This is a genomic window from Aerococcus viridans, from assembly GCF_002871935.1.
Taxonomy (GTDB): domain Bacteria; phylum Bacillota; class Bacilli; order Lactobacillales; family Aerococcaceae; genus Aerococcus; species Aerococcus viridans_B.
The window spans coordinates 51,840-77,458 of sequence record NZ_PNHQ01000010.1 but is presented as its reverse complement, the minus strand read 5'-3'; the positions used below and the strand labels follow the sequence as shown (position 1 = coordinate 77,458).

Sequence of the window (25,619 nt, the reverse complement as noted above, 5' to 3'; positions counted from 1 at the left end):
AAAAGGGCCATGCTTATCTTGTAAATAAACATGACCCCTCCTTTATTAAAAACTTAATTAAAAAAATAACTGTGATTATTTATTTTTGGTCACCAACACTATTTGACACAGAACCAAACGTTCTTATAAGCAAAGAGAGGCTGAGATATTTTTGTCCCGGCCTCTCTTTTTTGATTAAAAATACGGTGAATAGGTCATTTTTCAAGTATAATAAAGTCAATAGACAATGATGAGGAGGAATAATGGATGATAGGTGTGATTGGTAGTATTTCAACAGATTTTGTTGTGACAACAAACCGTGTGCCTAAGCAGGGTGAAACTGTATATGGAGAAGCCTTTGAGACAACTTATGGTGGCAAAGGTGCTAACCAAGCAGTGGCTGCTGCGAGATTAGGTGGTCAGGTGAAGATGTTTGGTTGTGTGGGTGGTGATCAATTTGGTAAGGAAACAAAAGCCAACCTAGAAGATAATGGTGTAGATGTTTCAGCAGTGAAAACCATCGAAAATACGACGACTGGTTCTGCACATATTACTGTTTTCGAAGGGGATAATGCCATCGTTTATGTTCCAGGCGCTAACCAATTAGTGACGATTGACTATTTGAAATCTGTGGAAGAGGACTTGCTTGCATGCGATTATTTTGTCATTCAAAATGAAATCCCTATGCCATCAATTCAATATTTGATTGACCTTGCAGATAAGCATGATATTAAGGTGACTTATGACCCAGCACCCTTTATTGAAATTGATCCGTCTTATTTGAAGAAAGTAGATTATCTATTACCAAATGAAACAGAAGCTAAGGAAATGTTTGGTGATGTGGAAGCAGACCAATTGCTAGGGCAGTATCCAACCCAACTGTTAATCACCCTTGGAGGAGACGGTGTCTTATATCATGATGGTAATCAGCCTGTTCATGTTCCTGCTATTAAAGGCGAGCTTGTAGATACTACAGGGGCTGGGGATACTTTTTCAGGAGCACTCACAGTTGCCTTATCAAAAGGGAATAACTTAACAGATGCTATTCAATTTGCCGCAATTGCAGGCTCATTATCTGTTTCAAAATTTGGTGCGCAAGGGGGCATGCCAACGCTTGACACATTAAAAGCGCACAAGCAATTCAATGTAAACTGGCAAATATAGATTACTTATTTTGTCAAAAATAAGGGGACTGATTGTGGCTCAGTCTCTTTTTTGTTGAAAAATAATATGAGGTCAAAAGTTCGTCTTTCAATATAAATTCTATATACCTGCATTTTTAAAATTTGGATTTAGTAACATTTGTATATTGTTAAGTTATTAATGTTCGTTTATAAGTACGTTTAATAGATATAAAGTGGTAAAAAATTGTTATATTTTGACAAATTACCCAAAAAAGCGACGAAATAAAGCTTGCAATTGAGAAAGTAAGTGTGTAGAATACGAATTGGTGTTTACGGACACCATTTGTTGTTGAAGTTATTGATAGAGAGAAAGGCGAGTTGAATTCGTGGAAACTTTTGATTATGAACAAGTCCAATTAATACCTGCTAAATGTGTGATTACAAGTCGTAGCCAGGCAGACACATCAATTGAGTTTGGCGGTCGTGAATTTAAAATACCAGTTGTGCCAGCGAACATGCAAACTGTATTAAATGAAGCATTAGCTGAAGAATTGGCCCGCAAAGGTTACTTCTATATTATGCACCGCTTTGAACCAGAAAAACGCATGGCATTTATTAAACGTATGAATGCTGAAGGTTTATTTGCGTCTATTTCTGTGGGTGTAAAACCAGAAGAATATACTTTCATCGATGAAATCAAAGCAAGTGGTGAAAAAGTAGACTATATTACAATTGATATCGCACACGGTCATGCAGAGACTGTTATCGATATGATTAAATATATTAAAGAACAAATTCCAGAAACATTTGTCATTGCAGGTAACGTTGCAACGCCTGAAGCCGTTCGTGACTTAGAAAATGCAGGTGCGGACGCTACAAAAGTTGGGGTTGGACCTGGACGTGTATGTATTACTAAAATCAAAACAGGTTTTGGTACTGCTGGTTGGCAATTACAAGCGATTAAGTTATGTGCTAAGGCAGCACGTAAACCAATTATCGCTGATGGTGGTATCCGTACAAATGGAGATATCGCAAAATCTGTAAGATTCGGTGCATCTATGGTAATGATTGGTTCATTATTAGCTGCCCACGTTGAATCACCAGGTGAAACTGTAGAGCAAGATGGTGTTACTTATAAAGAGTACTTTGGTTCAGCATCTCAATTCCAAAAAGGTATCTACAAAAATGTGGAAGGTAAGAAAATGTTGATTGAAAGCCGTGGTAGCTTATGGCATACATTGCGTGAAATGGAAGAAGATTTACAATCAAGTATTTCATATGCAGGTGGTCGTGACCTAGGTGCTTTACGTACAGTTGACTACATGATTGTACCAACAATTTACAATGGTGACTAAAACTTATTCCAATAATAAATATATAAGGGCTGTAGCAGAAACTGCAGTCCTTTTTTGAATGCAAAAATACCATCATTTTGATAGCCAGCTTGGAATGTGCAAGTCCTTTTCCCTAAGAATAAAGAAATGTGGTATGATTAGGGATGCAGTTTTTGAGAGAGAGGTGTTATTGGTGGCCAGAAGAAGACAGAATGAACCTTCGAATAAGCGTGTATTTGCCATGTTGTTATTGGCTGGGTTGATCCTATTTCTTTGGGTGGGCAATCGAATGGCGGAAGAGCGATTGTCTGAGCCGGTAGAGGTTGCTAAGGAAGTATCTAGAACTTCATCAATCTATCAAGATATTTTAGAGGACCACCAGTTAACCTCTGAACATTCACGAGTTGAGCAGGCGGATGAGGGGCAAAAGAATGACCATGAGAATAGTGCCATAGAAGAAAGTACTTCAGTTGATAGTCAAACTGAAAGTGAATCTGCCCGTGAGCTGAGACAGGGAGCCTCATCAGCTGAAGAGGCTGGTGATTTAGACCAGCTTTACCACCAGAACCCACCTGACGTACCAGAGGGGCAAGCTTATGTAGAAGTAAATGGAAATATTCCGGTATTCACTGATGCTGATTTGACAGCGGTTGATGAATCATGGGAACAATATGGTCCATTGGATGATTTGGGTCGAGTGACGACAGCTAATGCCTTGTTAGGGGTAGATTTGATGCCGGCTGAGTCGACAGCACGAGAAGCATTGACGTCAGTTACACCAACCGGATGGCAACAAAATCGTTATGAGATTGTATCCTCAGGCTGGTTATATAACCGTAGTCACCTCATTGGCTTTCAATTAACTGGCCAACAAGATAATTTGTTGAATTTGATGACTGGTACCCGTTATTTTAATGTGGAGGGTATGTTACCATTTGAAAACTATGTGGCTGCCTATATCGAAGATAGTGAGTATCATGTACGCTACCGAATTACTCCCTTATTTATGGGAGGTGAACTGTTAGCAAGAGGTATATTTATGGAAGCTTATTCGATTGAGGATGATGGTGAATTACAGTTCCATGTCTATATTCCAAATATTCAACCAGGGATTGAAATTGATTATAAAGATGGTTCAAATCAATTAGCCGTATAAAATAAAAAGTCTGACTTGATCGCAATACGCTTAATCAAGTCGGACTTTTTATTTATTGATGCATTTACTTAAATGCGTTTACTTGTCTCGCTAAAAATTGTTTAGCAACTTGTTGTCCAAAGGCAAAAGACATTTGGGCATTGTTGTTGCCGTATTGTGTGGTCATAATCCACCGGCCGGTTAAGAATAGGTTTTCGTGTGTCGCAAATCGTTGGGAGGTGACTTGTGCCTTGGGCCAAGTTACCAATACACCTCCATCTACAGCGGGGGTAAATAAGTCACGGTCAACCATATTTTTAATGAATGTATCTTGTTCAGTTGCTGGCAGCAATTGACGTTCAAATCCTGCTGCATTGACTAAGATATCCACATGTTTACTTGAACCATTCTCAAAGATGATTTCAAATCCCCCATCACTATGAGGTTTAATATCGGTGAGTTTATCATTAATAGATACCTTCTCCTCATCATACCACTGAATAATATCTTGTAGGGCCTCGTGGGTCATTTGGCTTCGGAAATGTTCAAAAATGTCTAAATATTCTTGTTTATAGGTATTACGATCAAGTACTGACATACCCATATATATATCAGGAAGATAAGGGGTGATGATGCTGGTATAGATTTGGAATATCTGTAAATCACGGTCATAGTGTGTTAACTCTTGACGAATTTCAGTGATTGAACCAGTTCCGTATCGATCAATTACCCGTTTAATATCGACATCGTTAGCAGTCATATCTGCCATAAAAGTTTCTAAAATATTTGCTAGAGGGATATATCCATTGTGGGCTGTCTTTTGGCTTTTAATCCAATCCCAGTTAAAGGTCGCTTGAATATGTCCGTCGTATGGCCCTTGTTTAACGGAAGAAAATGGTGTTGACCGTGTGAAAAAGGTAATAGAACGCGCAAGTTGACCAGCAAAATGGTATTGTAGGTAACGCATAACATCTAGACCAGTTAAACCAGAGCCAATGATACCAATTTTTTGACTTGGGTCAAGAATGTCAAGTTTATCGCTGACAGGATAAGGGTCATGGATATACCCATCGTAACCAATTAAATGATAGTGATCAGCATAGGGTGGGTGTCCAATGTTTAAGAAAACAGCTTGATAAATCGTTTCTTGCCACTGACCATCAGCTGTTTGTATTTGGTAATGGTAAGGCTTGTCTTGACTTCCAGTAATTGGCTGACCAACTTGATCCACGACTTGTAAATCTTGGATACGTTGGTGGTGGATACGGACATGGTCATTGTTTAAGTAAGTTGCCATACGGTCCTTTAAATAAGCACCATACATAGCGCGAGGAATGAAAGCAAACGGATCACAGTATTCTGGATGATGCGTTGTTAACCAATCTAATAAATCATGCGGATTGTTAGCATCGATGGATAAATCTTTAGCTAGAGAATTCATGATCAGTTTATCGTCATCCTCTTGGTAGGGGAAGCCGTGACCTAAGTGGCCAGCTTCATCATAGATATCAATGGTTAGTGGTTGAGTAGGGTGTTGATTTTGAAAATCAATCAGGGCCTTTAAGCTGCCGTTTCCAGCTACACCTAAACCCACAATAGCAATGTTCATAATGGTCTCCTTATATCTTGTTAAAAATTGTGCTGAAGAAGAACGCATATATATATTTGATCACATTCAAATATATTATCTACTTCCTATTACCGCTATAAATTATAGCATATTCCTATGTCTAAGAAGCAAAATCCCCATAAAATATCTGCAAGTCAAAAGAGGATAGGATTAAAATTTTCTAAATTTTATCTTAAGATAATGTTGTTCTATCCAAGAATATGGTATTTTTGTTGAATACGAAAAGGAGTTATACTTATGAAACCAGATTTAAATAGACAATTGACAATGCGTGAGCTCATTGTCGTTGCTTCGACCTTGTTTGGCCTATTTTTTGGGGCCGGCAATATTATTTTCCCTGTTTTAATGGGACAAATGGCCGGTGACCATGTTTGGCAAGCAAGTCTAGGCTTTATTATCACAGCAACAGGACTGCCCTTATTAGCCGTAGCAGCTATGGGGATGACACACTCAGATGGTGTTTTTGAATTAGCGAGTAAAATTTCAAGAAAATATGCCTATTTTTTCACGATGGCATTATATTTAACCATAGGGCCATTCTTTGCTAGTCCAAGAACAGCTTCTGTTTCTTTTGAAGTTGGATTTGCAACGACTAGTTTTGCTGGTTCGCCTGTAGCGTTATTGATTTACTCAGCCTTATTTTTCGGTGTTGCTTTGGCTTTGTCCCTTCGTCCATCAAACATCATGGATTATATTGGTAAGTTTTTAAATCCCGTATTCCTTATTTTCTTAGTAATTATCTTTGTTCGTGCATTTACGATGCCAGAAATAAGCGTAAGTGAAGTTGAATCGATTGCTAGCTATTCAAATCAAGCCTTTTTCCAAGGGTTTTTGGAAGGTTATAATACGATGGACGTATTGGCAGCATTGGCTTTTGGTATCATTATTATTCGCTCAATCCGTAAATTAGGCGTGGATGAACCTAAAAACTTGGCCAGTTCAACAGTAAAATCCGGTTTGTTAACTGCGATATTAATGGGCTTAATTTATTTCAGCTTAGCTATTTTAGGTACACAAAGTCGTGGCTTTATTGATGTGCAAGAAAATGGCGGTATCGCGCTTTCCATGATTACCGAACATTACTTTGGAACTGCTGGCTCAGTCATTTTAGCTATCGTTATGGTCTTTGCATGTTTAAAAACAGCGATTGGCTTAATAGTGGCTTGTGCAGAAACTCTTGAAGAACTATTCCCTAATAAATTATCATTAAAGAAGTGGACCATTTTATTTGCAGTCTTATCCTTCCTTGTTTCAAATGTTGGATTAACCACGATTATTGGCTTATCAACGCCTGTGTTGATGTTCTTATACCCATTAGCGATTTCGCTAGTGATCATCGCCTTATGCGAACCTATTTATACCAGCAAGCATATTTATCGTTGGGTAACGATCTTTACAATGTTTGCAGCCTTATTCGATTTCATTAAAACTCTACCCAAAGGTATTTTTGATGCAATCGGTGGGGAAGCTATTGGTCATTTTGCGGAAATGTTTCTGCCATTCTATGCTTATGGATTTGGTTGGCTAGTTCCAGCACTTATTGGGCTTGTTATTGGCATTATGCTTACTGAAAAAGAGAAAAAAGCTGGTTAAAAACGACGACACCTCTACTGCTTCATTTGAAGTGAGGTGTTTTTTTATTTGCAAAAATTTAACGATCGTTTCTAAGCTTTATAGTAGTGCTTATGAAACTTTATACATCATCTAGTTATGGTAACTAGGAAAAGGGGTAGTTGTTAAAACTTACTCTTTTTTTAATCATGAGGTCATGGTAAACTATGTTGACACCATTTTTTGTACAATGATGTATTTTTTAAGGAGAGCCATAAATATGAAAACAGCAATTATCGTTGACTCAACAGCAACTTTACCAGAAAACTTAAGCAGTCTAGAGAATGTATTCCAAATAAAATTGAGTGTCATTTTTCCTGATGGGGAAGTGCGCGAAGATTCTAGTGACCCTCAAGTGATCTCAGATTATTACAATGAATTAGAAAATATGACAACATTACCAACAACGTCACAACCTACAAACGGACAAATTTATGACCTATATGAAGAAATCATTCAAGCCGGCTATGAAGAAGTGTACGGCATAGTGATTGCTAGTCAATTAAGTGGCACGCTGTCTTCATTAGAAGCAGTGTCAAGAACGTTTACCGATCAAGTAACCACCCATATGATTGATGCGAAGTCGACATCAGCTGTCTCACAACACTTAGTAGCTGAGTGTTTACGGTTACTAGCAGCAGGTTATACTGCAGATACTATCGTACCTGCTCTAAAACAAGTTGCTGATGAAAGTGAAACTTATATCTTGGTGGGGTCATTAGATAACTTAGTCAAAGGTGGACGTTTATCAGCTACTGGCGCTTTCTTTGGTAATTTATTGAAAATTACCCCATTAATTAAAATTGATAGAGCTGGATCATTAGAAGTGATTGATAAAATCAGAACTGAACGTAAAATGAGAGAAAAATTTAAGGCGATCTATCAAACTGCGCATGCCAAATACGGTGATCGGTTACATCTAGCTATTGCCCATTCTAATGCTTTAGAACGCGCCTTGAATATTGTTGGCAATATGTCTGACGATATAGATATATCTCAAGTTTCTGTTAGTGGCTTAACGCCAGTAGTAGGGACGCATGTAGGTAATGGATCAATTGGCATCTTTTTATTAGTGGATGCTGACTTATAATATTCGAGAAAAATGCGATTTATCGCATTTTTTTTGCTATAATGTACCTTGAATAAACACAAGGCACAAAGTGTTACAAGGAGGAAGACAGAATGCGATCAGCAATAATTGTGGATAGTACAGCAAGTTTGCCTGATGAGTTGAAGCATCATCCAGATGTATACGAGGTAACTTTAAAAATTGCGTTTAAGGATGGCGAAGTGATGGATGATACTACCGATGAGGTTAGTATGAAACATTTCTATCATAAAATGGTCAACGTAGATGAACTACCAACATCTTCTCAACCAGAACCTACGGATTATTACAAAATTATGGATGAATTAGTTGCCAAGGGTTACGATGAAGTCTATGGCGTATTTATGTCTAGTAAATTAAGCGGTACCTTTCAAACAGCTCGTATGATAATGCAAGAGTATGAAGATAAAATTAAAGTGCATTTGATTGATACGAAGGCAGTATCAATTATTATCGCACATGAAGTGAAAGAACTGGTTCGTTTAATTGAATCTGGTTACACAGCTGAGCAAATTATTCCAGCAATGAATCAGATGATTAAAGATTCAGAAATTTTCGTATTTGTAGAAGATTTAAATAATCTGGTAAAAGGTGGACGGGTAAAAGCCGCCTCAGCTTTTATTGGTGCCGTCTTGAAAATTTACCCTGTATTACGTTTTGAAGATGATGGTACGGTTGATTTATACGAAAAAATCCGAACTATAGGTAAAATCAAAAAATCTTGGTTGAAGATTTATGAAGAAGCACGCGAAAAATTTGGTGATAGATTACATTTAGGTTTTGCCCATGGCGATGCCTATGATAAAGCTGTAGCATTCAGAGACTATTTCTTAGAAAGTTATCCAAATGAAGAGATTATCATCCGGTACCTCACACCAGTAATAGGAGTTCACGCAGGTAAAGGGTCCCTAGGTATGGGCTTTTTGGTCGATGCTGATTTAGATTAAGTGAGGTAATATGTTATCAACACTGATTTATTTAGAAAATGATCTTGATCAATACTTGATGCTCCACCGTACTAAAAAAGCGAATGATATCAATCATGGTAAATGGATTGGTATTGGTGGTAAGTTTGAATATGGTGAATCGCCAATGGAATGCTTGGAAAGAGAAGTTTTAGAAGAATCAGGACAAGCCTTGAGTACAACTGTTTTCCGAGGTGTAGTCACTTTTATCTATGCGAATCAAGAACCTATGTATATCTTTTTATACACTGGAAAATTAGAAAATAATGCGGTTGGGGAAACGCGAGAAGGCGACTTAGCTTGGGTGGATAAAGACAAAATTTTTGACCTAACCCTTTGGGAAGGAGACCGTATTTTCCTTAAAGCATTAATCCATACCACCGCTACGATAGATATGAAATTGGTATATGACGAAAATGGTGTTTTAAAAAAGGTTGAAAAGCGGTAGAGTATAGAATAGTGATAAATGTTTGTTGTGAAATTGTAAGATGACCTTACTGTTTTTAAATATATAATCGGTATATATAGCATATTGTAGCAATCAGCATGCTGCATTTACAAAAAGGTTCAAGCATGCTGGATCTTTTTTATGTACCTAGCGATTTTAAAGCCATATTTACCAATTGAAAAAGGGGGGAATGTCATGATAGATATCCATAATCATATAATACCTGGCGTAGATGATGGGGCAAAAGATATAGAAATGGCTGTGGAAATGGCGAATGTTGCTGTCCGTGAAGGTATCACGCACATCTTAGCAACACCTCACCATCGTAATTCGGAATTTGTGAATGACCGGCGTAAAGTTGAAGAAGCGGTAGGTCAATTACAAATAGAGTTAGACCGTAGAGGCATTGATTTGATTGTATTCCCGGGTCAAGAAGTAAGACTTCATGGGGAATTATTGGACCATATCGATCAAGGTGAAATTTTATTTGCAGATTTAGACGGGCACTACATTTTAATTGAATTTCCAAGCCATGAAGTCCCACATTATGCAGAACAAATCTTCTTTGATTTGTTATCCCGTAATATTCGACCAATTATCGTTCATCCAGAAAGAAATCAAAAAATGATTGAAAAGCCAGCAATTTTAAAACGCTTTGTTGATATGGGCTGTTATGCACAATTAACAGCTGCATCGTATCTAGGTGAATTTGGATCTGGTGTTGCAGAAACGAGTCGCTTATTGATTGAAGAGAACCTTGTGCATATGCTAGCTTCAGATGCGCATCGACCAAGTGGACCAAGAGGGTTTAATATGGAAGCGGCCTTTAATAAATTGCAAGCAGAATATGGGACGAGCATTGTCTTTGATTTCAAAGCCAATGCGAAGAGTTTAGTGAATGGGGATCCCATGATTAGCAATTTTGTTTTAGATCAACCAAAACGGAAAAAGAGATTTTTTGGTTTGTTTTAGTATGTTGTATTGTTAAAAAAGGAAATTAGTTGGGAGCGTAACGCGTAAATGAATTTTTCGAAATACCAAAAATATTCGATACTAGCAATTGCTGATTTTGTATCAACATTCGTCGCTGGTTTTGTCGCATATTTACTACTTGAGATTTCTGTAGGTTTAACCGTGTCAATGACTGTAGGTTTATCTACTATCTATTTCATTGCTTATATACTAGCTAGTCTAGCCACAAAAAACTACAATTTGATTATTCGCTATATGGGTTTCAAAGGGGCGTCAGATTTACTGATTATCCATTTTATTGCGTCCATTTTAACCCTAGCGTCTGCAGCTATCATTTATAGGAATTTTTCCATTCGTTTAGTATTTTTATTAACTGTATTCGCTATAGTATTAACATTTATATCACGTGCATTATGGCGTTTCACAATGGATCGTAGAGATCATTTACCAAATGGTGAAGGGGTCTTTGAACCGACCATACTTGTCGGAGCTGGCCGAGGAGGAAATACCTTCCTCAAACAATTTAAAAACGATGGGGCTTATCGTTTTGTTGGTTTTGTGGATGACGATAAAGATCTTTTGCATAAGAAGATGGATAATTTAAGTATTCTAGGACGAGTTGATGATATTCCAGATATTATTAAGCAATATCATTTGCAAAATATCATTATTACTGCACCTACTTTACCAAGTGAAAAAATTGAAAAAATTTTAGATTGGGGTATTGAATATGATGTAGACGTTCGTCAGATGCCTTCAGTTGAAAAAACACTTTTAGGCTATCAAATGGATGCAGTATCTGGTCCTCAAGAAATTGAAATTTCTGACTTGTTAGGTCGTGAAGAAGTTGAACTTGATGATACAGACGCATTCCGCCAAATTTCAGGTAAAGATATCTTAGTAACAGGTGCTGGTGGTTCAATTGGTTCTGAGATTTGTCGTCAAGTAGCTAAATTCTCACCGCAGACGATTTATCTTTTAGGTCATGGAGAAAATTCAATCTACTTAATTAACCAAGAATTTGCACAAAAAGATTTACCCAATACACGTGTTATTCCAATAATTGCAGATGTGCAAGATAAAGATCATATTGAGCAAATCATGCAAACTTATAAACCAGATATTGTCTACCATGCAGCAGCACATAAACACGTACCTCTAATGGAGGCTAACCCAACTGAAGCTGTAAAAAATAATGTCTACGGCACAATGAATGTTGCAAATGCGGCTAAAAATGCAAATGTAGATGTCTTTGTTATGGTGTCTACAGATAAAGCAAATAATCCACCAAATGTGATGGGGGCTTCAAAACGTATTGCAGAGATGTTAGTGACGGGTATGGATAAAGTATCATCTCATACTAAATTTGCAGCGGTACGTTTTGGTAATGTACTAGGGTCACGTGGTTCTGTTATTCCTGTATTCAAGAAGCAAATTGAAAAAGGTGGCCCAGTTACAGTTACAGACTTTAGAATGCGCCGTTATTTTATGACGATTCCTGAAGCTAGTCGCTTAGTTATCCAAGCAGGAGCTAAAGCAAAGGGTGGTGAATTGTTTATCCTAGATATGGGTAAAGAAGTATTGATTCTAGACCTTGCTAAGAAAATGATTAAATTATCAGGCTTTACTGAAAAAGAAATCTCGATTGTTGAAAGTGGTATTCGTCCTGGTGAGAAATTATATGAAGAATTACTATTAACGGATGAAACTACTGGACAAAAAGTAGACGATAAGATTTTTGTTGGTAAAATTAAGAGTCGACCAATTGAAGAAATCTATGAATTTATTGAATCACTGGATTTAACTGCTGTAGATGATGATAGTTTAAATAAAAAATTAGTTGAATTTGTTCACCGTGATGCAAAAACATCTGAAAATGGATAATGAGAATTAAGTAAAAAATGATAGATAAATCAATATCTTATTGAAAACTTAAAAACTGGTATGATAGACTGACATAGTTATGATAATATATTCAAATAGGAAGTAAATAATATAGAATGATATTTGCTCGAGGAGGACGAGATGAACGATACCCAAGAAATCTCTTTAATTGAGATACTGAATATTCTGACAACGAATATTTGGAAGATTATTTCTACAACTATTATTGGGATTGTATTAGCAGCCTTAGTGACATTTTTCTTTATGACACCAAAATATACATCTACAACAGATATTGTTGTAAATAATACTGCGACTGCTACAACGGAAAATACAATCACTCAATCAGGATTACAAGCCAACTTGACGCTTTTAAACACTTACCAATCATTGGTTAGTCGTCCATTGGTTTTAGAGCCTGCGATTGCTGATGTTCCTGAAGCAGAAGGCATGACTGCTACTGAATTAGCAGAAAATGTGACTGTTTCAATGGATTCAGATTCTTTACTATTTACAATTTCAGTAGAAAATGAATCACCTTATGTTGCGGCTAACTTAGCGAATGCGATTGCTGTTAGCTTTGCTGAAGTTGTTCAACAAGTTTTACAAGTTGAAAATGTTTCAATAGTAACACCCGCAGAGCCTAGTGAATCGCCAACTTCACCAAATGTGGTTTTAAACATCATTATTGGTGCTTTGTTAGGATTAATCGCTGGGGTTGTATTGCAATTAGTAAATGCAATGTTAGATAATTCAGTTAAAAGTAGTGATATCGTGGAAGAGCTTGGATGGACTTTATTGGGATCAATTCCACAAATGGATAAAAGTAAAGTTGATGAGACGCGATTCAAAGGTAATGTAGTCAAAGATGGTCCAAGAAACCGTCGTCGTGTCTAGGAGGTTCTAATTTTGTTTAATAATAAAAGAAAACATTCTGACAAGATGAATGCAGAACAACGTCGAGGCGCTAGTTTAATCACTGTTACGCAACCAAAAGACACCATTTCTGAATCCTTCCGTCAAATTCGTACGAATATTCAATTCTCAATGGTCGACCATAATTTCAAATCGATCATGTTCACATCATCTGGTGTTTGGGAAGGAAAGTCAACTGTTACAGCGAATACAGCAGCAGTAATGGCACAACAAGGCTTGCGTGTGTTATTAGTAGATGCTGACTTACGTAAACCAACGGTAGCCAAAACATTTAATATCAATACAACGGTTGGATTAACGAGTTTATTAACTGATCGTGAAGCAAGCGTCATGGATACAGTAAGCTATGTAGCTGATGCAAATATTTATGTTTTAGCTGCTGGTCCGATTCCACCAAACCCATCTGAACTATTAGGGTCAAATCGTATGGCTGAATTAATTGATGAGTTAGAAGAGATGTTTGATTTAGTTATCTTTGATACACCACCAATTTTAGCAGTTACAGATGCACAAATTGTTGCTACACGTGTGGATGGTGTCATTGTAGTTGTGCGTTCAGGTATCGCAAATAAGAATGATGTTCGAAAAACAAAAGAACTTTTAGATGTCGTGAATGCAAATGTGATCGGCGCTGTCTATAACGGTGAAGATGCAAGTAAAGTAGGCTATGGCTACGGTTATGGTTATGGCTACGGATACGGACAAACTGAGACAGATTAATCATATTTTATATCAAAAGAGATAGGAGACAATCCTATCTCTTTTTTTGAATCCTCTGTAATAGGACCATGCGCTTTTATAGGGGCTTTCAATGCGCTATTTCTAAATGGGTGTGTTATCCTTGTTGTAGAAGACATAAAATGAGTTAGAACGTAAAGGAGTGTAAATATATGGATTATAGAAGATTTGGCGATGTTTTAGTCGTCCGTTTAGATAGAGGCGAAGAAATCATAGCTGCGTTAGCAGCACTTGCTAAACGTGAAAATATCACTCTGGCAACAGTTCAAGGTATTGGGGCTTGTGACCAAGTAAAATATAGTTTATATAATGTGGCAGAGCGTACATACAGCCCAAATGAATTGCATGAAGAATTGGAGCTTACTTCATTAAATGGTAATATGTCGATGATGGATGGAGAATACTATAGTCATTTACATGCAACATTTGGTCGTGCAAATGGGGCTGTAGTTGGTGGTCACTTGAATGAAGCACGAATTTCGGGTACAGGTGAAATTTTTGTTCACATGATTTCTGGTGAAGTCGAACGATCTAAGGACGAAGTTGAAACAGGATTAAATTTATTTGATTTCAATAAATCATATGCTGATTAGGACCCAAGAAATACTTGGACAAAATGAAGCGACCGATTGAATGACTTTTGGAATAGTGATTTCTAAAGTGAAGAAATAAACCAAAATAATTAATTATTGCAATGTTATATTGTAGATAAATTGAGCTTAAAAAAGAGTTGGTTAAACAAGATCAGCTCTTTTTCTATATTTAAAGAAGAATGAAATTATCATTGAAACCGCTATCTTTTTGGCGTATAATTCGACGTGTAAGAGCTTACAACAAAAAATGCAAAATGATTCAATCTAATAAATCGGAGGTTCATGATGTTACAAAAGACAATTCAAGCAAGATCAAAAGCCATTATTGAGATAGATGGTTTAAAGTTTAAAGACTTAAATGGTGACGGTAAATTAAATCCGTATGAAGATTGGCGTCTACCATCTGCTGAACGAGCAAAAGATTTAATTGGACGTATGAATAGTCGAGAGAAGGCTGGTATGTTTATTTTGACAGATAAACCAATGGGAATTTCTGTTGAAAAAGGTGAACCAACTAGCCATAACGGTGTCATTTCTGAAGTTGATAAAGATCATGAAGTACCAGTACCAAAACATGAATATCCAACTTCTACTTTATTGAATGATTTCCAGTTACGTCATTTAATTGTACGTGAGAATGCAAAGCCAGAAGATATGACCACTTATACGAATACCATCCAAGAAATAGCAGAAGCATCACGATTGGGTATACCAGTTGCAATCATTTCAAACTCAAAGAATGAGAATGAAGATGCCACGTTCAATGCAGAACAATCTATTCGGGAATTTACTACTTTCCCGGGAACGCTTGGTCTAGCTGCAATGGATGACCTAGCACTCATTGAAAAATTTGCTGAAATTGGTCATGAAGAGTTTTTAGCGAACAATATCCGTAAAGGGTACATGTATATGGTGGATACGGCAACTGACCCGCGTTGGTTCCGTACTTCTGGCACTTTTGGAGAGAACCCCGATGCGATTTCTGAAATTGCTGAAGTGATTATTCCAGCTTTTCAAGGAGATCAGTTAAATGAAGCATCTATTGCGATGACGATCAAACACTTCCCTGGCGGTGGGGCACGGGAAAATGGTTTCGATCCTCACTATGCTGAAGGTAAATTTAATGTTTATCCAACAGAGGGTTCGTTAGAAAAATACCATCTACCACCATTTAAAGCTGCTATCAAGCATAATCCGGCTGCTATCATGCCATACTATGCAATTCCCTCTGAAGACAAATCTGTAACGCCGCAAGCACCGTTTAAAGGTGGTTTTGATGAAGATGTCGCGTTTGCTTATAATAAACAATTTATTCAGGAACTTTTACGTGATGAACTAGGCTTTAAGGGCTACGTAAACTCTGATACAGGCGTGTTAGGCAGTATGGCTTGGGGTGTCGAAGACTTATCCTTAACTGAACGAGTAGTTAAAATTATCGAGGCAGGTACAAATGTAGTATCTGGCACAACGGATGTAGATGCCTTCCAAGAGGCCATTGAATCAGGTATGGTTGATGAAGCGCGTGTAAACCAGTTGATCAGTCAACTGTTAGAACCGTTATTTGATTTAGGTTTATTTGAAAATCCTTACCGTGATGTAAATCATGCTAAGGCAGTAACCAATACACCGGAAAAACAAGCCATTGCATATGAAGCACATCAAAAATCAGTTGTCTTATTGAAAAACGAAAACAATGTACTGCCTTTAACTGCTGATAAATTAGCGGGTAAGAAGGTATATGTTGAATTATTTACGAAACTATATAGTGAAAAAGAAATGGAAACACGGCGCCGAGTTGGGAACACTCAAAATACAGATGAAATTAATACTGCTTTACCGAAACTAATCAGTGAAACATTCCCTGAATTGAATTTGGTTGACGACTACAATGAGGCGGAAATAGCGATTTTATTTGTTGAGCCTATCTCAGGATCATATTTTGAAGCAACACCAACTTATCTTGATTTACAAATCCATAGTGAGACAAATGTCAATCTAGATAAAATTAAAGCCATTAAAGCAGCAGTTGATCAAACGATTATTAACGTGAATTTTGATCTCCCATTCATTTTAGAAAATATTGAACCGCTTGCTAATGGATTGACTGCTAGTTTTGATACCTTCTTACAAGCCATCTTAGATATCATTTTAGGTAAATTCAATCCGACAGGTAAGTTACCCTTGACCTTACCCAAAAATGATGCAGCTGTTGAAGTTGATGAGCATGGTATTTGTGCTTCACCTAATGATGTACCAGGTTATGATAAAGAATTATATATGGACCGACCGTATACTTATGAAGATAGTCAAGGAAACAAATACACCTATGGATTTGGTTTGAGCTACGAAAGATAATCACTACATTATAAGAGTCAAAAAATCAGCTGGTCACCATTTAAATCGGTGATCAGCTGATTCTTTTATTTTAGATAATCATAATCAACAGGTTGTTGAATCATGGTTTTAAACTGGACAAAATCAGTAGCATTTCCAAGCGCCCACATGGCCTTCATCACTAAAGCTTCACTGGTGATATTGGCTGTTTCAATAATATGTTTTTCACCTAAAATTGACTGACCAACTGCATAAACTTCATAGTCAGCCCCTTCCATGGGCACTTGTGTTGTTAAAATAACATACGTTCCTCTACTCACTGCAAGGCGAATTTGCCCCGCATAATCTAATTGTTCTAATTGAGGAATACCACCTATACCAAAACCTTCAATGATAATGACATCAGTCATCTGACTATACGCTTCAATCACTTTAGCCGGTAATCCAGGTGTTAATTTAATTAAACCTACGCGTGGATTGAGGTGATGATAAAATTGGACAGGGGCTAAATCATTTCCTCGCCTCAAAATCGGCAGGACTTTTTGACTGCGGACAACAGCACGGTTAGCGAAATCAATCGTTTGAAAGGCTTGATAAGAACGGGATCGAACTTTACGAGACCGGGTACCCAATAAGACTTCCCCGTGGAAAACGATGGATACTGCATATGCGTCATCAGAAATAGCATAAGTGACTGCGTCTAAAATATTTTTTACACCATCATTTCCTATTTTAGATAGGGGAACTTGTGATCCGGTGAAGACTATTGGCTTTTCACTATTTTGTATTAAGTAGGACAGCGCTGCAGCACCGTAAGCCATCGTATCAGTACCATGTACGACAATAAAGCCATCAAAAAGATTATATTGGTCTTGGATGACTTGGGCAATTTGTAACCAATTTTCAGGTTGCATATTGGTCGAATCAATTGAGAATAAGTTAGTGAGCTCATAAGAAAAGTCTAGTGTTGAAGAAGCTAGAATATCTGTGAGTTCTTGATTGATGGTACCAGCAACTAGTCCTTGGTTTGAATCTTGTGCCGATATTGTCCCGCCCGTTAATATAAATAAAATACGCTTCGTCATGAAATACTCCTTGTTTTAGATTCATTACAGGCATTATACCATCAACTACTCTCTGTTAAGACAGAGCGTTTGTCCTAAACATAGTGGTTGTACGAACGATATAATATCTCCAACCGTTTAAAGACACTAAGGGATGGTTGACTGGCACCCCATCAGTAAGCGGTCTGTAGACACTTACTGAATATTGTTTTATGTTTAATAATTTTGTATTGGCACAACTTTTTCAAACCGCGGGTTTTTCTCACTCGACAGATAGCGGTGACCCAATTCTTGAATATTGATAGCTGCCACACGGTCATCATTTGATTGATACCCACAATTCTGACAAGTAAACAAGTGCTTATCTTGTTGTCGATTAGCTTTATCAATTGATTCGCATTTTGGACAACGTTGGGACGTAAATTGTGCGGATACTTTTAAAACTTGCGCACCACTTTCTAAAGCTTTGTACATTAACTTTTCTTCAAAATCGAAGAATCGCCAAGAATGGTATTCATACCGTGCATCTTGCTTACGATGGTGAGTCGTGTTAAAAGTAACGTTCGTAAGATCTTCCAACACAAATAAGGTATTGGCCCCGTATCGATCAACGAGTGTCTTTGATAATTGATGGTTCACATCATTCATCCAGCGGTTCTCTCGTCTTTCAATTGTTCTAAGGCGTCTACGACTTGATTTGGTGTTCTTCGCTTGTAAGGACTGGCGCAATTTCTTAAAATGCCGTCTTTTCTTCATCAAACTTTTACCCGAATAGAAGGTAGTATGAGCTGTATCATCCGCAATAGTTAGTACTTGTCTTAAACCACGGTCAATGCCTACAATCCGTTGAATATTATCTTCATCTGGGCTATCTATCACTTTACTTACGGACACGTGTAAGAACCACTTACCCTTACGGCGGAGTCATTCAGCTTGACCGAACTTGTAAGCATTCTGGCTAAATTGTTGAAGATAAGCGATATCTTGCTTATCACAAGACACTTTAATTCGTCCTTGATTGGTCGTTAGTGAATAGGTATTGTCTTGATGATAAGCGTAGTTACGATTGCGTACGAACACAGCGACTGGTTGCTTAAACCCTAGGGGTTTCGTTAAATGGTAAAGGTCTTTATATAGCGTATGATATTTACCTGTATGGATATCTTTATAACGCTTAGGTTTTTGTTTAAACTGTGTTTTCACGGTCTTATATCTCGCGATTACCGTACGCATCACGGACTGGGCCATTTGCGATTGTAGCCCAAAATCCTGACGTATCTGATGATACAAGGCGTTGTGCAAAGTCGTTTGACCTAATTCAAAGTCATGGTCAAAGATATATGTCGAAACAAAATTACAAGCGTTTAAAAACTGTTGGTGGGTTTCTTCGAATTTTTCAATATCACTAGCACTTGGGTATAATTGCACTTTAATCGTTTTCGTTAACTGCATCTTGTCACCTCTTTTCACTTAAATAAATTATACCCTCTATTTAGAAAAAACATAAACGATAACCTAGTAAAATCAAAAAAGAGCTGTCAGCTAATACCTAGGAGGCATTAGCTGACAGCTCGTAAATGAACATTTATTACTTGCGAATTTGTCCGTCGCCATATATGACATACTTATAGGTGGTTAAAGCTTCAATACCCATAGGTCCACGGGCATGCAATTTCTGAGTAGAAATACCGATTTCTCCACCAAAACCAAATTTATCGCCATCAGTAAAGCGAGAGGAAGCATTCACAACGACTGCAGCAGCGTCAATATCATCAACGAATTGGCGTGCTACTGAGTAGTCTTGTGTCACAATGACTTCAGTATGCGCTGATGAATAGGTTTGAATATGTTCCACCGCTTCTTCGTAGTTAGCAGTTACTTTTATAGCAATCTCGTAGGCTAAGAATTCTGTTGCATAATCTTCTTCACTTACTGGTAGTATATCTATCTTTCCTTGTAAGATGTCACGTGTTCTTTGGTCACCATGGATAATGACATTATCGGCTTTAAAGGTTTCGACAATTTGCGGTAAAAAGGCTTCCGCAATCTTCTCATCTACCAACAGATTCTCTACAGCATTACATACCGAAACGCGTTGTAGCTTCCCATTTTTCAAAATAGCTAAAGCTTTGTCTAAATCAGCCGCTTCATGAACATAAAGGTGGTCATTACCAACACCAGTTTCGATCGTTGGAACAGTTGCATTCTTTACAACATTTTCAATCAATGCCGCACCACCACGTGGGATTAAAACATCTAAGTATTGGTTCATTTGCATAAACTGAGTCGCTAAGGCACGGTCTGGATTATCAATTAAGTTGACAGCATCAGTTGTCACATCCGCTTCAGCTAAACCAGCTTTAATGGCTTTAATAATGGCTAAATTAGATTGGATGGTTTCACTACCACCACGTAAAATCACTGCATTCCCAGCTTTAAAAGTGAGCGCAGTTGCATCTGCAGTCACATTAGGACGTGATTCAAAAATAATGCCGATAACGCCAAGAGGTACACGCTTCTTGCCAATTTCGATGCCATCTTCTGTAAACCACATTTCATCAGTTTGGCCAATGATATCCGGCAAGTTTGCCACCTTTTCAAAGCCGGCGGCCATGTCGTCAATTCGACTTTCAGTTAAAGTCATACGTTCAATAAAGCTCTCAGGTCGTTTACCAGCCTCTCGTGTATGATCAATATCTGCTTGGTTGGCAGCTAAAATATCGGTTTGACTAGCGCGCAAATGTTTCGCCATCGACACTAAGGCAGTATTTTTTTGTTGGCTAGATAACTTGCCTAGTTGTCGTGAAGCAACTTTTGCAGCTTTACCAAGCGCGATTAAACCTTGTGCATCAATCATGTCTGTACCTCCATTACATTAGAATTATGAGTGTTTTCTCATATTTTGCATTCATTATAACCCTTTTTTATAGTAAAGGCTATTAGATTTGTTTATTTTGGCATGAAAAGTGTCCCGATAGATTGGCCTTTAACCAGGTCGAGAATCTGCATTGGGTCTTCAGATGACATAATTACCGTCATTTGGCCATCTTTTAAAGCTTCATTTGCAGCGATTAATTTTGTTTCCATTCCCCCCGTTGAAAAGGCCGATACGTCGCCTTTTGCCATATCCATCAAGTGATCTGTCACTTCATGAAGGACATCAAATCTAACAGCATCCGGATTTCGTTTTGGATTATCATCATAGAAACCATCAACATCTGTTAGAAAAATTAATAAATCTGCATCCATAGTTGACGCAACTAAGGCAGATAGGGTGTCGTTATCACCAAAACGGGTTTGGTGATCCATTTCATCTACAGCAACAGCATCATTTTCATTGATAATCGGTAAGATTTTTTGGCCTAGTAAAGCGTTCATAGCATTTTTGTAGTTATTGTAAGAGTCGGGGAAATCGATAATATCTCGCGTTAATAAGATTTGACCGATATATTGATTGTAGTAATTAAAAGACCGACTATATAAGTTCATTAAAGCTACCTGACCAACAGCGGCTGTTGCTTGCTGTGAAGCCATATCGGTAGGTCGAGTCGTTAACCCCATTTTGACTGAACCGACCCCAATTGCACCTGAGGTTACTAGAATGACTTCTTTACCTTCTTGGATTAAGGTAGAAAGTGCTAAGGCTAGGCGGTCAATCCGGTAATAATTGATTTGATTTTGGCTATTTAAAAGCGAATGTGTCCCAATTTTGACAACAATTCTCTTTGCATTTAAAATTCCTTCACGATTCATTTTTTTCATCCTTATCTAAAAGTGGTATATTAGAAGTAGTTTTTAATTTTTTAAATCTAATTGAAATCATACGCAATTATTATAACATAGAGTATGGTTGAGAATCAGATATACCAAAAAATGGGAACAGTAGGGAGTGACTTAAGTGTCAAAAATCAATATCAGTCTATTTAATAAAGCATATATCGCTGTTGTATTGGCCTTTATCTTGGTTATTGCAGCCTATGATATCAACTATAGAAAGACCAATGCAGGTGGAGAAATTGCCAGTAACCAAATAGTCAATACTAAGCAAGGAACAGACAGAACTACTGACCAGACAAGTGCTAATGAGGATGCAGAAAAAAGGGATGAAGCACGGAAAGCTGAATTAGCAGAAACCATTACTACACCAGTCGCATCAAATGCCACTACCGAAGAAGAAGCAAGTCAAATGGCGGAGTTTTCAGCTGATTATGTAGATGATATCCAAACTTATACAGTGAAAGAGATTGCATCAAATGTAGCGACTACTTTGGAACTGGACGAAACTAAAGCCTTAGCCAAATTACTGACAGACTTACCTAAAGATGTAGATGTAGATGCCACACAATATCAATTAGTCAATAAATTGAACCCATTACTTACTGAACCAGTAATGGATTTCGCTTATGGAAATTCAGGAAAAGCATATAATGCGCTAATCACAGATGCTTATACTGCTTTAGTTGCTGGTGCTTCTAATGACGGATATACCCTTGCGACGATTTCTGCCCATCGAACAATTGCTTACCAAGCACAAAATGTGGAGAATGGGTATCAAAATTACTTAGCCCAAGGTTATTCAGAAGCAGAAGCGCGTGACCTAACAAATGCTTATTTTGCACCAGCCCAAGCTAGTGAGCATTCAACTGGACTAGCTTTCGACTGGTTAGGCACTGAATGGACAGCTATAGGTGGCGGTTTAGATGAGCGTTATGCAGACCAACCTTCAGCTCAATGGTTAGTAGAGAATGCCCAAGATTATGGTTTTATTTTACGTTACCCACAAGGAAAAGAGCAGGTAACAGGATATCGTTTTGAACCATGGCACTACCGTTATGTCGGCGTAGAAGCTGCCCAATACATCACTAAATATAACCTCACATTAGAAGAATTTCTAGCCCTAGTAAACTATCAAACAGCATTGACAGAAGAAGGATTAGCCTAAAAAATTGACTGAATTGTTCACAAATCAAAAGCATATATTTAAAAGCGCCCGAACATCATAATCGGGCGCTTTTGCTGTATATTTTTAGAAATTAAAGTCCATAGTTGCGAAGTAGTCTTCTGGTGTTTCAGGACGACGGATTTGTTTGAATGACCCGTCTTCTTTTAACATGACTTCAGCCGAACGTAATTTGGCATTGTATTGATATCCCATTGATGCACCGTGTGCGCCAGCATCGTGAATCCAGATGTAATCACCGACATTTGTTTTTGGTAGTTGACGATCGATAGCAAATTTATCATTATTTTCACATAAACCACCAGTCACATCATAGATTTGATCAGCAGTCTCATCTTCTTTCCCTAAAACGGAAATATGGTGATAAGCACCATACATAGCTGGGCGTAATAAGTCAGAAGCAGAAGCGTCTAAACCTAAGTAATCCTTATAAGTGTTTTTTTCATGTAATACTTTAGCGACTAAACCACCATTTTCAGCTAACATCCACCGACCTAATTCTGTAAAGATAGCAACATTCCCTAAGCCAGCTGGTGTCATGATATCTTCATATGCTTGGCGAACACCTTCACCAATGATATCGATGTCTGCAGGTGTTTCTTCAGGTTTATAAGCAACCCCAACACCACCAGAAAGGTTGATGAAAGCAATATTTAAATCAGTTTGATCTTTTAATTCCACAGCTAATTCAAATAAAGTACGGGCTAATTTAGGATAGTATGCATTTGAAGTAGAACCTGAAACTAAGAAAGAGTGGATACCAATATTTTTCACGCCGTAGTCAGCTAATTTTTGGAAAGCTTCACGGGTTTGTTGAGGTGTCATACCGTATTTGGCGTCACCAGGGTTATCCATAATGCCGTTAGCTACTTCAAAGGTACCTCCCGGATTATAACGGATACAAACTGTTTCTGGGAATTCGCCAACATGTTCTTTAAAGAAATCAATATGCGTAATATCATCAAAGTTGATAATCGCACCTAACTCAGCAGCTTTTTTGAAGTCAGCTGCGGGGGTAACGTTAGATGAGAACATAATATCGTGACCTGAAAAGCCAACTTTATCTGCTAGTACAAGTTCAGTATAAGTTGCGCAATCCACGCCCATGCCTTCTTCTTGCATAATTTTTAATACATGTGGGTTAGGGGTCGCTTTAACAGCAAAGTATTCATGGAAGTTAGGGTTCCATGAGAAAGCTTTTTTTAAGCGACGACAGCGGTCACGAATGCCTGCTTCGTCATATAGGTGGAAAGGTGTTGGGATTTCAGCGGCAATTTCTTCAACTTTTGCCAAAGTAGTAAATGGACGTTTGTTTTGCATGAATAATTTTCTCCTTTAAATTTAATCTTACGCTCATTATGAAGAAAAAGCCTTCTTAATGCAAGTTTAGAATCCCTATATAGTAGCGACCTAATGAAAAAGGCTATAAAATATATAAAAATGAAAAATCTATGTGAATTAGCTTGACAATTTTTTTATTTAAATCTATGATAATGCTAACGAAAGACGCAACTGTATGAATTATAGCACTATTCGAAAGGGATTTTTTTAATGAAAATGAACAGCCTACATACGAATAATCGCTTTTACTTTAGCTATTTTAGGTAGTTTGTATTTATGAAATCTGTTTTAAGATCATAGATACAAACGTCAGTAAACAACTGAACCGTATCTATGATGGCTAAACATTTTGTTGCGTAACAAGTGGCCACGTAGAGATAAAATCTATTGTGGCAAGCTATTTATTTCTAGCGCTATAAGCACCTATTTAGATTTTATCTGGATAGGTGCTTTTTTCTTTGGATTAATGAGATAAAGGGGAGTAAAAAATGAAAAAAATAAGCTTAAAGAAAAGCTTGCTAGTATTCATAGCGAGTTTAGCTATTATAGTAGCTGGCTGTCAGCGTACTGAAGATAATAATATTTTAGATATTGGTATATTGTCCATTATGGACCATAATTCCTTAAACGATGCTGAGCAAGGCTTCATCGATGGAATGACGGCATTGGGTTATGAGGAAGGTGTCGATGTGACTTACCACCGGATGAATGCGCAAGGTCAACAAGCAAATTTATATCCAATGGCAGGTCAACTATTGAAGAATGCCGAATTGGTTTTAGGTATTGGAACACCAACCATCCAAGCCCTAGCCGTTACGGAGGAGGAGAAGCCACTCCTTTTTACTGCTGTAACAGATCCGATATCAGCAGGTCTAGCAGAATCGCTAAGCGCATCAGGGCGCAATGTTACTGGAACTAGCGACCAGATGCCAGTTGAAAAGCAAGTTGAACTCTTAATTTCAATTAATCCTGAAGCCGAAAAGGTAGGTATTATCTACAATACAGGTGAAGTCAATTCACAAATCCAAGCAGAACAAGCCAAGGAGGCCATTCTAGCTGCAGGGAAAACACCCGTTATTCGTACGGTAACTTCAACGAATGATGTGCAACAAGCTTTGAATTCCGTTATGTCAGATGTCGAATTACTTTATGTCCCAACAGATAATATTATGGCTGGTGCAGCTTCAACTGTTGGTGCAGTTTCAGAACAATATCAAGTGCCAGTTGTTGCTGGATCAATTGATCAAATTGAAGATGGTGGGTTAGCAACTTACTCACTAAACTACTATGAATTGGGCCGTCAAACAGCAGAAATGGCTGTACGGGTAATTGAGGGCGAAGATCCTTCGACCATGCCAATTGAGCAAGCAAAAGCATTGGAATTATTTGTAAACGAAGATATGGCGGAAGCATTGGGGATCGATCCCGATAGCATCCAAGTGGCAGAATAAGAGAAAAGAGAG

At 37.7% G+C, this 25,619-nt stretch carries 21 protein-coding genes and 1 pseudogene; 15 read left to right on the top strand and 7 right to left on the bottom strand.

Translation table 11 applies throughout. From position 1 onward, the window contains the following. Nucleotides 1-246: 246 nt before the first annotated feature. The 3 genes from rbsK to CJ191_RS05375 all read left to right on the top strand — a co-directional run bounded on the left by rbsK (nt 247) and on the right by CJ191_RS05375 (nt 3,593). Entirely contained in the window at nt 247-1,143 is an 897-nt protein-coding gene (gene rbsK / locus CJ191_RS05385) for a ribokinase (RefSeq protein ID WP_102199206.1), read from the top strand. A gap of 346 nt (nt 1,144-1,489) precedes the next feature. Continuing rightward, complete coding sequence (locus CJ191_RS05380; RefSeq protein WP_070468085.1) at nt 1,490-2,458, top strand: GMP reductase; 969 nt, start codon at nt 1,490-1,492, stop codon at nt 2,456-2,458. 172 nt (nt 2,459-2,630) lie between these two features. After that, the gene (locus CJ191_RS05375) at nt 2,631-3,593 is read left to right on the top strand and encodes a DNA/RNA non-specific endonuclease (protein ID WP_102199205.1); all 963 of its coding nucleotides are present in this window, start codon (nt 2,631-2,633) and stop codon (nt 3,591-3,593) included. Between the two features lie 64 nt (nt 3,594-3,657). Here the strand turns inward: CJ191_RS05375 and CJ191_RS05370 are convergent, their stop codons facing one another. Continuing rightward, a complete protein-coding gene (locus CJ191_RS05370) occupies nt 3,658-5,181 on the bottom strand; it encodes an FAD/NAD(P)-binding protein (RefSeq protein WP_102199204.1) in 1,524 nt (507 codons plus the stop codon). Between the two features lie 258 nt (nt 5,182-5,439). On the opposite strand from CJ191_RS05370, the gene brnQ reads away from it, so the two are divergent. The 10 genes from brnQ to CJ191_RS05320 all read left to right on the top strand — a co-directional run bounded on the left by brnQ (nt 5,440) and on the right by CJ191_RS05320 (nt 16,812). Beyond that, nucleotides 5,440-6,795 carry a branched-chain amino acid transport system II carrier protein gene (gene brnQ, locus CJ191_RS05365; protein WP_102199203.1) on the top strand — a complete coding sequence of 452 codons (1,356 nt, stop codon included), beginning with the start codon at nt 5,440-5,442 and terminating at the stop codon, nt 6,793-6,795. Between the two features lie 238 nt (nt 6,796-7,033). Beyond that, nucleotides 7,034-7,903, top strand: a complete 870-nt coding sequence (locus tag CJ191_RS05360) for a DegV family protein (protein ID WP_070468081.1) — start codon at nt 7,034-7,036, stop codon at nt 7,901-7,903. A 92-nt stretch (nt 7,904-7,995) separates the two neighbouring features. Continuing rightward, nucleotides 7,996-8,868: a DegV family protein gene (locus CJ191_RS05355; RefSeq protein ID WP_102199202.1), complete on the top strand. Its 873-nt coding sequence runs from the start codon at nt 7,996-7,998 to the stop codon at nt 8,866-8,868. A gap of 10 nt (nt 8,869-8,878) precedes the next feature. Continuing rightward, complete coding sequence (locus tag CJ191_RS05350; protein ID WP_070468079.1) at nt 8,879-9,334, top strand: NUDIX hydrolase; 456 nt, start codon at nt 8,879-8,881, stop codon at nt 9,332-9,334. Nucleotides 9,335-9,529: 195 nt separating this feature from the next. Beyond that, nucleotides 9,530-10,306, top strand: coding sequence for a tyrosine-protein phosphatase (locus CJ191_RS05345; protein ID WP_102199201.1), 777 nt, complete (start codon nt 9,530-9,532; stop codon nt 10,304-10,306). A gap of 48 nt (nt 10,307-10,354) precedes the next feature. After that, entirely contained in the window at nt 10,355-12,190 is a 1,836-nt protein-coding gene (locus CJ191_RS05340) for a polysaccharide biosynthesis protein (protein WP_102199200.1), read from the top strand. A 141-nt stretch (nt 12,191-12,331) separates the two neighbouring features. Further along, on the top strand, nt 12,332-13,087 hold the full coding sequence (locus CJ191_RS05335) for a YveK family protein (protein ID WP_070468076.1): 756 nt from the start codon (nt 12,332-12,334) through the stop codon (nt 13,085-13,087). A gap of 12 nt (nt 13,088-13,099) precedes the next feature. Next, on the top strand, nt 13,100-13,846 hold the full coding sequence (locus CJ191_RS05330) for a CpsD/CapB family tyrosine-protein kinase (RefSeq protein WP_102199199.1): 747 nt from the start codon (nt 13,100-13,102) through the stop codon (nt 13,844-13,846). Between the two features lie 170 nt (nt 13,847-14,016). Next, complete coding sequence (locus CJ191_RS05325; protein WP_102199198.1) at nt 14,017-14,457, top strand: PPC domain-containing DNA-binding protein; 441 nt, start codon at nt 14,017-14,019, stop codon at nt 14,455-14,457. A gap of 285 nt (nt 14,458-14,742) precedes the next feature. Beyond that, nucleotides 14,743-16,812: a glycoside hydrolase family 3 protein gene (locus CJ191_RS05320; RefSeq protein ID WP_219721557.1), complete on the top strand. Its 2,070-nt coding sequence runs from the start codon at nt 14,743-14,745 to the stop codon at nt 16,810-16,812. A 65-nt stretch (nt 16,813-16,877) separates the two neighbouring features. Here the strand turns inward: CJ191_RS05320 and CJ191_RS05315 are convergent, their stop codons facing one another. From CJ191_RS05315 to proB, 5 genes and pseudogenes are all read right to left on the bottom strand, one after another. Beyond that, entirely contained in the window at nt 16,878-17,876 is a 999-nt protein-coding gene (locus CJ191_RS05315; protein WP_102199196.1) for an asparaginase, read from the bottom strand. A 195-nt stretch (nt 17,877-18,071) separates the two neighbouring features. Next, nucleotides 18,072-18,764 (bottom strand): annotated as a pseudogene (locus tag CJ191_RS09275) (RNA-guided endonuclease TnpB family protein); the annotation flags it as partial. 15 nt (nt 18,765-18,779) lie between these two features. Then, nucleotides 18,780-19,307, bottom strand: coding sequence for a hypothetical protein (locus CJ191_RS09270; RefSeq protein WP_257994130.1), 528 nt, complete (start codon nt 19,305-19,307; stop codon nt 18,780-18,782). 136 nt (nt 19,308-19,443) lie between these two features. Further along, nucleotides 19,444-20,712 carry a glutamate-5-semialdehyde dehydrogenase gene (locus CJ191_RS05305; protein ID WP_102199195.1) on the bottom strand — a complete coding sequence of 423 codons (1,269 nt, stop codon included), beginning with the start codon at nt 20,710-20,712 and terminating at the stop codon, nt 19,444-19,446. Between the two features lie 92 nt (nt 20,713-20,804). Then, complete coding sequence (proB, locus tag CJ191_RS05300; RefSeq protein ID WP_070469208.1) at nt 20,805-21,608, bottom strand: glutamate 5-kinase; 804 nt, start codon at nt 21,606-21,608, stop codon at nt 20,805-20,807. A gap of 145 nt (nt 21,609-21,753) precedes the next feature. On the opposite strand from proB, the gene CJ191_RS05295 reads away from it, so the two are divergent. Then, complete coding sequence (locus CJ191_RS05295) at nt 21,754-22,797, top strand: M15 family metallopeptidase (RefSeq protein WP_102199194.1); 1,044 nt, start codon at nt 21,754-21,756, stop codon at nt 22,795-22,797. Between the two features lie 84 nt (nt 22,798-22,881). On the opposite strand, the gene CJ191_RS05290 is transcribed toward CJ191_RS05295, so the two are convergent. Next, complete coding sequence (locus CJ191_RS05290) at nt 22,882-24,135, bottom strand: diaminopimelate decarboxylase family protein (RefSeq protein WP_070469206.1); 1,254 nt, start codon at nt 24,133-24,135, stop codon at nt 22,882-22,884. A 509-nt stretch (nt 24,136-24,644) separates the two neighbouring features. Here CJ191_RS05290 and CJ191_RS05285 point away from each other — a divergent pair. Next, on the top strand, nt 24,645-25,607 hold the full coding sequence (locus tag CJ191_RS05285) for an ABC transporter substrate-binding protein (RefSeq protein ID WP_102199193.1): 963 nt from the start codon (nt 24,645-24,647) through the stop codon (nt 25,605-25,607). Nucleotides 25,608-25,619: the final 12 nt, after the last annotated feature.

What these genes read in the sequence shown, in the direction of transcription:
- rbsK (WP_102199206.1), top strand. Translation starts at nt 247, where the DNA reads ATGATAGGTGTGATTGGTAGTATTTCAACAGATTTTGTTGTGACAACA.
- CJ191_RS05370 (WP_102199204.1), bottom strand. Translation starts at nt 5,181, where the DNA reads ATGAACATTGCTATTGTGGGTTTAGGTGTAGCTGGAAACGGCAGCTTA.
- brnQ (WP_102199203.1), top strand. Translation starts at nt 5,440, where the DNA reads ATGAAACCAGATTTAAATAGACAATTGACAATGCGTGAGCTCATTGTC.
- CJ191_RS05360 (WP_070468081.1), top strand. Translation starts at nt 7,034, where the DNA reads ATGAAAACAGCAATTATCGTTGACTCAACAGCAACTTTACCAGAAAAC.
- CJ191_RS05355 (WP_102199202.1), top strand. Translation starts at nt 7,996, where the DNA reads ATGCGATCAGCAATAATTGTGGATAGTACAGCAAGTTTGCCTGATGAG.
- CJ191_RS05350 (WP_070468079.1), top strand. Translation starts at nt 8,879, where the DNA reads ATGTTATCAACACTGATTTATTTAGAAAATGATCTTGATCAATACTTG.
- CJ191_RS05345 (WP_102199201.1), top strand. Translation starts at nt 9,530, where the DNA reads ATGATAGATATCCATAATCATATAATACCTGGCGTAGATGATGGGGCA.
- CJ191_RS05340 (WP_102199200.1), top strand. Translation starts at nt 10,355, where the DNA reads ATGAATTTTTCGAAATACCAAAAATATTCGATACTAGCAATTGCTGAT.
- CJ191_RS05335 (WP_070468076.1), top strand. Translation starts at nt 12,332, where the DNA reads ATGAACGATACCCAAGAAATCTCTTTAATTGAGATACTGAATATTCTG.
- CJ191_RS05325 (WP_102199198.1), top strand. Translation starts at nt 14,017, where the DNA reads ATGGATTATAGAAGATTTGGCGATGTTTTAGTCGTCCGTTTAGATAGA.
- CJ191_RS05320 (WP_219721557.1), top strand. Translation starts at nt 14,743, where the DNA reads ATGTTACAAAAGACAATTCAAGCAAGATCAAAAGCCATTATTGAGATA.
- CJ191_RS05315 (WP_102199196.1), bottom strand. Translation starts at nt 17,876, where the DNA reads ATGACGAAGCGTATTTTATTTATATTAACGGGCGGGACAATATCGGCA.
- CJ191_RS09270 (WP_257994130.1), bottom strand. Translation starts at nt 19,307, where the DNA reads ATGCAGTTAACGAAAACGATTAAAGTGCAATTATACCCAAGTGCTAGT.
- CJ191_RS05305 (WP_102199195.1), bottom strand. Translation starts at nt 20,712, where the DNA reads ATGATTGATGCACAAGGTTTAATCGCGCTTGGTAAAGCTGCAAAAGTT.
- proB (WP_070469208.1), bottom strand. Translation starts at nt 21,608, where the DNA reads ATGAATCGTGAAGGAATTTTAAATGCAAAGAGAATTGTTGTCAAAATT.
- CJ191_RS05290 (WP_070469206.1), bottom strand. Translation starts at nt 24,135, where the DNA reads ATGCAAAACAAACGTCCATTTACTACTTTGGCAAAAGTTGAAGAAATT.
- CJ191_RS05285 (WP_102199193.1), top strand. Translation starts at nt 24,645, where the DNA reads ATGAAAAAAATAAGCTTAAAGAAAAGCTTGCTAGTATTCATAGCGAGT.